The organism is Nocardia amamiensis NBRC 102102, from assembly GCF_001612745.1.
Lineage (GTDB): Bacteria > Actinomycetota > Actinomycetes > Mycobacteriales > Mycobacteriaceae > Nocardia > Nocardia amamiensis.
This window is the reverse complement of sequence record NZ_BDBA01000435.1, coordinates 1-1,417: the sequence shown is the minus strand read 5'-3', so window position 1 is coordinate 1,417 and position 1,417 is coordinate 1. Positions and strand designations below refer to the sequence as shown.

At 68.9% G+C, this 1,417-nt stretch carries 1 protein-coding gene and 1 pseudogene; both read right to left on the bottom strand.

The window, feature by feature from the left end:
- A pseudogene (locus tag NA4_RS38255) lies at positions 1-493 on the bottom strand (hypothetical protein); the annotation flags it as partial.
- A gap of 49 nt (positions 494-542) precedes the next feature.
- On the bottom strand, positions 543-1,286 hold the full coding sequence (locus tag NA4_RS38250; RefSeq protein ID WP_067481132.1) for a transposase: 744 nt from the start codon (positions 1,284-1,286) through the stop codon (positions 543-545).
- Positions 1,287-1,417 lie beyond the last annotated feature (131 nt).

Below are 1,417 nucleotides of genomic sequence, written 5' to 3'. Positions count from 1 at the left end.
CTAGGTCGGTGGCGGCGCGTTCGCCGATCCAGTGCCCGCGGGGCAGGCGAACGGCGGCGGCCAGCCCTTTCGGTGTGTCGGGGTTGCGGCCCGACAGCCAGTCGTCGAGCAGGCCGGTGCCGACGCCGATGCTGCCGGAGACGGTGGCGCTGTCCGGGCCGGTGGCGGTGGGTGGTATCGCGTCGAGTAGCTCGGTCGCTGCCTCATCGTCGCCGTTGATCAGGGCGATGACGACCCCGCGCAGGGTGGCGAGGGTGTTGTCGCGGGCGGCGCCGACGGGGGTGGATTGGATCATGTTGAGGCGCTCGACCGCACGGGCGAACGCGGCGTTCAACGTTTCCAGATCCGGGACATCGATGTTGTCGACGTCGATGCCTTCCTCGGCCAGAAACGGCGCGAGCTCGCGCATCATCTCATTTGCCATGCCCGGGGTGTGCTGGATCCGCATCGGGCCGGGTTCGGGTTCGGGTGTGTGCCGTCGCATGTTCGCCACCCGGCCCATCCTGCCAGCCCCGCCCGGCTGGTTCCGCCCGGCCGTGGGATCAGTTGGGGTGCAGGATCCGGATGCGCAGCAAGTCGAATTTGGCACGACCGTACATACTTCTCTTGAGGTGCTTGATTCGCGTCACGCTGCCCTCGACAGCGCCGGAACTGTGCGGCAGGGTCAAGCCGTTGGTGACGGCGGCGATGTCGTTACGCAAGCCGCGAGCGAACGTCCGCAGCGCGGGCGCGCCGGTGCGGATGACTCTGGTGATCCAGGTCTGGATGCGCTGGTTGCCGGTGCGGGTGTTCATGATGTCGGCGAACTCGCGCACCTGCCGATGCGTCACCCTCAGCACCTCACTGCATTCCAGAACCTGCTTCAGCTGCGCGCGATCGCCGTCGGTGAGCCGGTCCGGGCGACACGTCATCCACCGAGCAACCTGGCGCGCGGTCGGCGGCGCCGGAATCGGGGCAGGCAACGGCAGGTGTTCACGCAGCGGCTGCACATAGCGGCGGACGGTGCGGATGCTGCCGCGATACCCCAGCGCCCGGATCTCGGCCGCGAGCGCCGCGGCGTCGCGGCAACCCGCGTTCAGTCGCTCGTGCAGGTGGGCTCTGAACGGGTCGAGCAGATTGTCGCGGACCCGCTCGGCGCCCAGCAGTTGGTCAGCTGTGTCGGCATGGGCGAAGCGGCGCACCGTTTTCCGGTCCAGCCGCAGCTCGCGGCTGATCGCCGAGATACTGTCCCCGCGCTCGACACGAGCGCGGACAGCGGCATACCGTTCCCGGGTCCGTGTCGTCAATCGCCCCTCGAGCCTGCGACCGGCGGTAACGTAATAGGCTGCGCGGCAGGCTGTTGCGGTGGTTGGTCCACGCTGGCACGCAGGGCGGCTCGTTCGGCCACGACGGTCTTGTCCACCGCCTCGGCGAGGTT